This is a genomic window from Nocardia sp. CC201C (genome assembly GCF_030010695.1).
Classification (GTDB): Bacteria; Actinomycetota; Actinomycetes; order Mycobacteriales; family Mycobacteriaceae; genus Nocardia; species Nocardia otitidiscaviarum.
Genome location: NZ_JASCXP010000047.1, coordinates 20040 through 27418, shown reverse-complemented (window position 1 = coordinate 27418; position 7379 = coordinate 20040). Strand labels below are relative to the sequence as shown.

General features: G+C 67.7%; 7 protein-coding genes. 2 read left to right on the top strand and 5 right to left on the bottom strand.

Annotated elements, in window-relative coordinates; translation table 11 throughout:
* Positions 1–207 precede the first annotated feature (207 nt).
* Positions 208–1371: a thiolase family protein gene (locus tag QK444_RS07950; protein WP_282778559.1), complete on the bottom strand. Its 1164-nt coding sequence runs from the start codon at positions 1369–1371 to the stop codon at positions 208–210.
* A 153-nt stretch (positions 1372–1524) separates the two neighbouring features.
* Between QK444_RS07950 and QK444_RS07945 the strand changes: the two genes are divergently transcribed.
* Entirely contained in the window at positions 1525–2112 is a 588-nt protein-coding gene (locus tag QK444_RS07945) for an HdeD family acid-resistance protein (RefSeq protein WP_282778557.1), read from the top strand.
* A 79-nt stretch (positions 2113–2191) separates the two neighbouring features.
* Positions 2192–3817 (top strand): FAD-dependent oxidoreductase, encoded by a 1626-nt coding sequence (locus QK444_RS07940; RefSeq protein ID WP_282778555.1) that lies wholly within the window; start codon positions 2192–2194, stop codon positions 3815–3817.
* Between the two features lie 35 nt (positions 3818–3852).
* Here QK444_RS07940 and QK444_RS07935 read toward each other — a convergent pair whose 3' ends face one another.
* The 4 genes from QK444_RS07935 to QK444_RS07920 all read right to left on the bottom strand — a co-directional run bounded on the left by QK444_RS07935 (position 3853) and on the right by QK444_RS07920 (position 7377).
* Positions 3853–4731, bottom strand: a complete 879-nt coding sequence (locus QK444_RS07935) for a phosphoribulokinase (RefSeq protein ID WP_282778553.1) — start codon at positions 4729–4731, stop codon at positions 3853–3855.
* 51 nt (positions 4732–4782) lie between these two features.
* The gene (locus QK444_RS07930) at positions 4783–5853 is read right to left on the bottom strand and encodes a class 1 fructose-bisphosphatase (RefSeq protein WP_282778551.1); all 1071 of its coding nucleotides are present in this window, start codon (positions 5851–5853) and stop codon (positions 4783–4785) included.
* A gap of 16 nt (positions 5854–5869) precedes the next feature.
* On the bottom strand, positions 5870–6823 hold the full coding sequence (locus QK444_RS07925; RefSeq protein WP_282778549.1) for an AAA family ATPase: 954 nt from the start codon (positions 6821–6823) through the stop codon (positions 5870–5872).
* 131 nt (positions 6824–6954) lie between these two features.
* On the bottom strand, positions 6955–7377 hold the full coding sequence (locus tag QK444_RS07920; protein ID WP_282778547.1) for a ribulose bisphosphate carboxylase small subunit: 423 nt from the start codon (positions 7375–7377) through the stop codon (positions 6955–6957).
* Between the last annotated feature and the right edge of the window lie 2 nt (positions 7378–7379).

The window sequence follows — 7379 nt, the reverse complement described above, 5'->3', positions numbered from 1 at the left end:
CACCCCGCACAGCCGCCGCGCGATCTCCACGACCCCGACCTCGCCGCGCGGATCGACGAACTGCCGCCGCATCCGCCACGCGAACACCTGATCCCACGACACCCGCACCGCTCGTCCTCCTACCACCGATGAAGCGGCTCTCACCCTACGGCGATCGACCGACACCCAGATGGACTCCGCTGCGGGACGGTGCCGCTGCGGGAGCGCTCAGAGGCGTTCCACGACGGTGGCGTTGGCCAGCCCACCCGCCTCGCACATGGTCATCAGGCCGTAGCGACCGCCGGTCTGCTCCAGATGGTTGAGCATGGTGGCCAGGATCCGGGTGCCGGAGGCGCCCAGCGGGTGCCCGAGCGCGATCGCACCGCCGCGCGGATTCAGCTTGGCCGGGTCCGCGCCCAGTTCGTGCGCCCACACCAGCGGCACCGGCGCGAATGCCTCGTTGACCTCGTAGACGTCGATATCGTCGATGCTCAGGCCCGCCTTGCCGAGCGCCTTGCGGGTGGCGGGCACGACCGCGGTCAGCATGAGCAGCGGATCGTCCCCGGCCACGGCGAAGGAGTGGAAGCGGGCGCGCGGGGTGAGGCCGAGTGTGTTCGCCTTCTCCTCGCTCATGATGAGCGTGGCCGACGCCCCGTCGGTGAGCGGCGACGAATTGCCCGGTGTGATCGACCATTCGATCTCCGGGAACCGCGCCCGATACCGCTCGTCGACGAATGCGGGCCGCAGTCCGGCCAGCCCCTCGGGCGTGGTGGTGGCCCGGATGGTCTCGTCGGCGGTGAGCGTTCCGGCCGCGACGAGTTCCCGGTCGAAGCCGCCGGCGGCGGCGGTCTCGGCGGCCAGCCGGTGTGAGCGGGCGGCGAATTCGTCCAGGGCGGCCCGGTTCAGCTTCCAGCGGGCGGCGATGACCTCGGCCGAAATACCCTGCTGTACGAGCCCTTCCGGATACCGCCCGGCGATGGGTGCGTAGATGTCGACGCCCTGGGTATTGGAGAACATTCGCACTCGCGACATGGATTCCACGCCGCAGGCGATGGCGATGTCGTAGGCACCGGCCAGCACGCCCTGGGCGGCGAAATGCGCGGCCTGCTGACTGGACCCGCACTGCCGGTCCACGGTGGTGGCGGGCACCGATTCCGGGAACCCGGCCGCGAGTAGTGCGATGCGGGAGATATTGCCCGCTTGCTCACCCGACTGCGTGACGCAACCGCCGATCACATCATCGATCAGTGCCGGATCGATTCCGGTGCGCTCGACGAGGCTTTCCAGCACGCCGGCCAGCAGGGTGGCCGGTGCGATATCCGAGAGGCCACCACCGGGTTTGCCCTTGCCGGACGGGGTGCGGACAGCGTCGACGATGACGGCCGAGGTCATGACTGCTCCTTCTTCGGTCCTGCCGGGAACAATGAGAATCCCGGTTAACTTCAGTTACTCTACCGCAGAAGGGGCGGGGCTCCCGGTCACAACGGTCTTACAACACAAGGCAACCTCCCCGCTAATGACCTCACCTGTGCTTATTCTGTCGCCATGACAACCAGCAAAGAGGAAGTGTCGGAAGGGCCGCTCACTATGCTGGCCCGCAGTGCCTGGCAGTGGATTCTGGTCACCGGCGTTCTCTCGGTGGCGCTCGGTATCATCATCCTCGTCTGGCCCGGGAAAACCCTGGTGGTCGCGGGTGTCCTCTTCGGTATTTATCTGATCGTCTCCGGTATTTTCCAGCTCATCGCCGCCTTCGGCGGGCATATCAGCACCGGGATGCGCATTCTGGCGTTCATCAGCGCCATTCTGTCGTTCATTCTGGGCTTCTTCTGTTTCCGCGATGAACTGAACGCGATCTGGCTGCTGGCCATCTGGATCGGCATCGGCTGGATATTCCGCGGCGTCACCGTGCTGGTCACGGCGATCGCGGCGGAGGGCATGCCGGGTCGAGGCTGGTCGATCTTCTTCGGCATCCTGCTCGCCATCGCCGGCGGCTGGCTCATCGCGGTGCCGTTCGCGTCGATCAGCGCACTGACGCTGGTGGTGGGCTGCTGGCTCATCGCCATCGGCATCATGGAGATCATCTCCGCGTTCCAGGTGAAGAGCGACGCCAAGGGACTTCCCCGCGAACTCTAGCAATCAGCATTGTCACGTCCATTCCGGCGGCCGTATTCCTCGTGGGACGGCCGCCGGCCGATGTTCGGAGGTGTACGTTGTGATCATTCGACGGCGAGATCTGTTGCGTACCACCGCTGTCGGCGGTGTGAGCCTGGCGCTCGGCAGCGTGCTCGGTGCCACCATCGCGGGGCGGGAGCGCGATGCGGTGCTATTGGCCCCGACCAGAATCACCGACGCCCGGCTGGGTCGGGCGCGGCTGGTGGCGCGGGACATCCTGGGAGTGGACGAGTCGGGCGCGAATCTGCGGACCCGCTACGGTCATCTGCTCCACGGCGGCGGCCCGGAACCGGCAGCGCAGCCCCTCGATATCGCGGTCGTGGGCGCGGGCGTCGCCGGTCTGGCCTCGGCCTGGGTGCTGGCCCAGGCCGGTCACCGGGTCGTGGTGCTGGAGGGTTCGGACCGCATCGGCGGCCGCATCCGCACGCTGCGCGACGAATTCGCCCGCACCGGCGGTCACGCCGAAGCGGGTGCCATGCGCATTCCCACCACGCATGCCCTGACCATCGGCATGCTGCGTCGGCTGGAGTTGCCCACGCGGCCGTTCCTGCTCGGCCACCCCGAGCGCACGGTGCAGGCGGGCGGGCGGCTGTCGACCCGGGCGGAATACGATCGGGATCCCGCCACCATCGCCGCGGTCTTCGGCCTGGACGCGGTCCCCGGACGCGCCCTGCTCGACGACGCGCTGACGGCGGCGCGCATCGACGCCGGATCCGATGTCGAGGACTGGACCCGCTTCCTGGCCCGCTACGACGAACTGTCGCTGCGGGATTGGCTCACCGCGCGGGGGTTGACCGACAACCAGATCGACTACGTGGGATCCACCGAGGGCCTGACCGCGCGCATGGGTCTGAGCCTGACCCACAACATGATGACCGCGACCTATCTGAAGCCGGGCACCGAACTCGTCGAAGTGGTGGACGGCACCGATCGGCTGACCTCGGAGCTGGGTTTCGCGGCGGTGGCGGCCGGGGTGGACCTGCGCACCGGCGCGGAGGTCACCGCCATCGACGGTGGCGACGCCCGCGTGCGCGTGACCCACGGACCGGACGCGGCCGTGCTCGAGGCCGACCGCGTGGTGGTCACCGCACCGTTCTCGCTGCTGCGGCATCTGACCTTCCGTCCGCATCTGTCCTACGGCAAGCAGCGCGCCATCGCCGAACTGCACCACGACGCCGCCACCAAGACCTTCCTGGAGTTCTCCACCCGCTGGTGGGAAGGACACGGCGGGGTAGATGTCACCGATACCGCGCCACGGGTCACGGTGTACCCGTCGCATCCGGTCGGCGACGGCGGCGTCGTCATCGCCTCCTACACCTGGTCCGACGACGCCCGCGCCTGGGACGCGTTGACCCCGCGGCACCGCGCCGCCGAATGTCTGGACCACCTCGTCGAGCGCTACGGCGACCAAGTCCGCGCGGCCTGGACCGGCGGTTACGCCTCGCACTCGTGGGCGCAGGACCGCTGGGCGGGCGGTGAGGCCGCGGTGTACCTGCCCGGTCAGGCCGTGGAGATCGGACCCGACACCCGCACACCGGAAATGGACGGCCGGGTCGTCTTCGCCGGAGACGGCACCTCCACCCGCGGCCGTGCCTGGATCGAGGGTGCGCTGGAGAGCGCGGCCCGCGCCTGCGCGGACCTGGGCGTCACCGTGCGCCAGACCTGACGCACGCCGTGCGATCGTGCATCGAGTGCCGGGACCTACCGGGATCGCTTGGGCCGCTTGTCCATCAGCCGCAGGATGAGCGGGGTGAAGATGAGCTGCATGGCCAGATCCATCTTGCCGCCCGGCACCACGATGCAGTTCGGCCGCGACATGAACGAATCGTGCAGCATGGACAGCAGATACGGGAAGTCGATCACTTTGGGGTCGGCGAAGCGGATCACCACGAAGCTCTCGTCGGCGGTGGGTATCGTGCGCGCGGTGAACGGATTCGAGGTGTCCACGGTCGGCACCCGCTGGAAGTTCACGTAGGTCCGGGAGAACTGGGGACAGATGTACTTCACGTAGTCGGGCATGCGTCGCAGGATGGTGTCGATGATGGCTTCGCTGGAGTACCCGCGTTCGGTCTTGTCGCGGTGCACCTTCTGAATCCATTCCAGATTCACGATGGGCACCACACCCACCAGCAGGTCCGTGTACCGGGCGACATCGAGGGTGTCGGTGACGGCCGCCCCGTGCAGGCCCTCGTAGAACAGCAGGTCGCTGCCGGGCGACAGTTCCTCCCACGGGGTGAAGGTGCCCGGCGGCTGCCCGTAGGGTTTGGCCTCGTTCTCGTCGTGCAGATAGCGGCGCACCATGCCGACGCCGGTCTCCCCGTAATCGCGGAACAGCGCCTCCAGCTCGGCGAGCAGGTTCGCTTCCGGCCCGAAGTGCGAGAAGGACAGATTCCGCTGCTGTTCGGCCTCGGCCATGGCCATGCGCATCTCGTTGCGGTCGTAGCGGTGGAACGAGTCCCCCTCCACGATCACCGCGTTGATCCCCTCCCGGCGGAATATCTCCTGGAACGTCCGCGTGACGCTGGTCGTCCCGGCACCGGACGACCCGGTGATCGCGACCACGGGATGTTTGACCGACATGGAACCTCCTCGATTGCCGGACAACGGAATTGCCCCGATGGAGCGGCCCGGTCAGCGGCCCGCCGATCGGAACAGCGAGCGTGTGCCGAACAGCGAGGCGTCGAAGGACGGCCCCTCCTCGGGTTCGCGGTGGTAGCGCTCGATGCGCTCGACCTCGTTGCGGGAGCCGAAGATGAACGGAATGCGCTGGTGCAGCTCTTCCGGCCGCACCTCGAGCACCCGTGCATCGCCCGTGGTCGCCCGCCCTCCGGCCTGTTCGACGACGAAAGCGATCGGATTGGCCCCGTACAGCAGCGAGACCCGCGGCGGCCGCTTGCGGGTGTCGCGCGGGTACAGGTACACCCCGCCGCGGGTGAGGATGTGGAAGATGTCGGCGACCAGTGAGGCCACCCACCGCATATTGAAGTCGCGTCCGCGCGGCCCGTCCACGCCTTCCAGGCATTCGTGCACGTAACGGCGTACCGGCCGCTCCCAGAACCGCTCGTTGGAGGCGTTGATGGCGAATCCGGCGGTGTCGTCGGGAATGCGCATGCGCGGATGGGTGAGCACGAACGCGCCGATCTCCCGGTCCAGGGTGAATCCGTCCACCCCGTCGCCGGTGGTGAGCACCAGCATGGTGGCGGGCCCGTACAGGGTGAACCCGGCGCACACCTGCTGTGCGCCGGGTTGCAGGAAGTCCGCGGCCGTCGGTTCGCGCCCGTCCTCGGGGGCGCGCAGCACGCTGAATATGGTTCCGACGGGCAGGTTCACATCGATATTGCTGGACCCGTCGAGTGGATCGAAGGCCAGCAGGTACTTGCCGCGCCGCACCTCGCTGGGCACCGTGTGCACTCCGCTGAGCTGCTCGGAGACCAGCGCGGCCAGTGGCCCGGTCCACTGCGTCTCGGCCACCATCACGTCGTGGGCGATGGCGTCCATCTTGCGGTGCACCGTGAGCGGCAGATTGTCGGCGTCGGCGGCCCCGAGTGAGCCCACGATGGCACCTCGCGTGACCCGATTGGCGATGATTTTGGTTGCCGTGGCCAGCACATTCACCAGGGCCGAGAATTCCCCGGAGGATCCGGGATGCCGGTGCTCCTGCTCGATGGTGTAGCGGGTGAGGGTTTTCAGTCCTTCGGGCACGGGCCCTCTCATTTCATCACGGGGACGGCCCTTCCTGCGGGGCGTCCGCGAATACACTGCTGCCGTAGACGTCACTGTCGATGAGGGTGATCAGGTCGTCCCGGCCGACGGGACGGTGCAGTTCGACCAGCCGCTTGGCCTGGCGCAGGCGGCAGCGGTCCAGGGCATTGCGCACGCTGCGGGCATTGGCGAAACGCGGGCGCGCCATCCGTAATTCGAGGTAGCGCGAGAACGCGGCCACGGCGAGCTCGTCGAAGCGGAAGTTCTCCTGTCGCACCATGAGCTGGGCGATGCTCAGCAGTTCCGCGTGGGTGTAGTCCGGGAACTCGATGTGGTGGGCCACCCGGGAGGACAGGCCGGGATTGGCGGAGAAGAAGGTCTCCATCCGGTCCGGGTAACCCGCGAAGATGACGACGAGGGTGTTGCGCTCGTTCTCCATCTCCTGCAACAGGATCTCGATGACCTCCTGGCCGTAGTCGCGCTCGTTCTCCGGCCGGAACAGGTAGTACGCCTCGTCGATGAACAGCACGCCCCCGGCGGCCTTGGCGAGCGCCTCCTTGGTCTTGGGCGCGGTGTGCCCGATGAACTGGCCGACCAGATCGTCGCGGGTGACGGTGTGCACCTTGGGTTTCCGGATATAGCCCAGCGCGTGCAACATCTCGGCCATGCGCAGTGCGACGGTGGTCTTACCGGTGCCCGGCCCGCCGGTGAAGCTCATGTGCATGGTGGGCCGGGTCGCCCAGAGGCCGAAGCGCTCACGAGCCCGGTCGATCAGCAGCAGTGACGCGATCTCGCGTACCCGGAGTTTGACATTGGCGAGGCCGATGAGTTCGGCGTCCAGCCGAGCCAGGGTGTCTTCGACGTCCTTGCCCGCGATATCGGTGGACAGGTCGAGCACGGCGTCGTCGGCGAGCAGGTGGTCGGCCGCCGGATCCTCGGATCGAGGATCCGCCGCGGCCGAACCGCGCATCGGGCCGGGGCTCGTGACCCCGGGACGGTGCATCTGAAACCCGGTCGCCGGACGTTCGGATGCAGGCTTCCGAACGGGCGGCGCCGTGTGGCGATCTGTACTCACAATCGGCCTCCCGCAGGGTAGTACGGTCAGTCTCGATACCGGTCACCGGGTGGGACCTCGGTGGCATAGGCATGAAAACCATAGCGCTGCAACCTATCCCGGCCTTCGGCGCGGTCGAGCCGGAATCCCGGCTCGCTGGGCGGGCGCTGCACCAGGAAGCTCAGGGCGGTGGTCTGCCGCCCGTAGCTCGCGTCATAGGCGTTGACCCGGATGTAGTGGCGCGGGAAGGTGGCCCGGCAGGCGTTGATCTCCGCGAGCACTCCGTCGGGTTCGTCGAGATCGAACAGCGGCAGCCCCCACATCTCCCAGTAGCTGTTGCGGGGATGAGGATCGTCGGTGTACTCGATGGATACCGGCCAGTTCTCGAGCAGGGCGTAGCGCACCTGGGCGGCGATATCGGCATCGCTGAGTTCGGGCAGATGGGAGAAGGTGCCCTGACGCAGATACATTG

What these genes read in the sequence shown, in the direction of transcription:
- QK444_RS07925 (WP_282778549.1), bottom strand. Translation starts at nt 6,823, where the DNA reads ATGCGCGGTTCGGCCGCGGCGGATCCTCGATCCGAGGATCCGGCGGCC.
- QK444_RS07950 (WP_282778559.1), bottom strand. Translation starts at nt 1,371, where the DNA reads ATGACCTCGGCCGTCATCGTCGACGCTGTCCGCACCCCGTCCGGCAAG.
- QK444_RS07945 (WP_282778557.1), top strand. Translation starts at nt 1,525, where the DNA reads ATGACAACCAGCAAAGAGGAAGTGTCGGAAGGGCCGCTCACTATGCTG.
- QK444_RS07920 (WP_282778547.1), bottom strand. Translation starts at nt 7,377, where the DNA reads ATGTATCTGCGTCAGGGCACCTTCTCCCATCTGCCCGAACTCAGCGAT.
- QK444_RS07935 (WP_282778553.1), bottom strand. Translation starts at nt 4,731, where the DNA reads ATGTCGGTCAAACATCCCGTGGTCGCGATCACCGGGTCGTCCGGTGCC.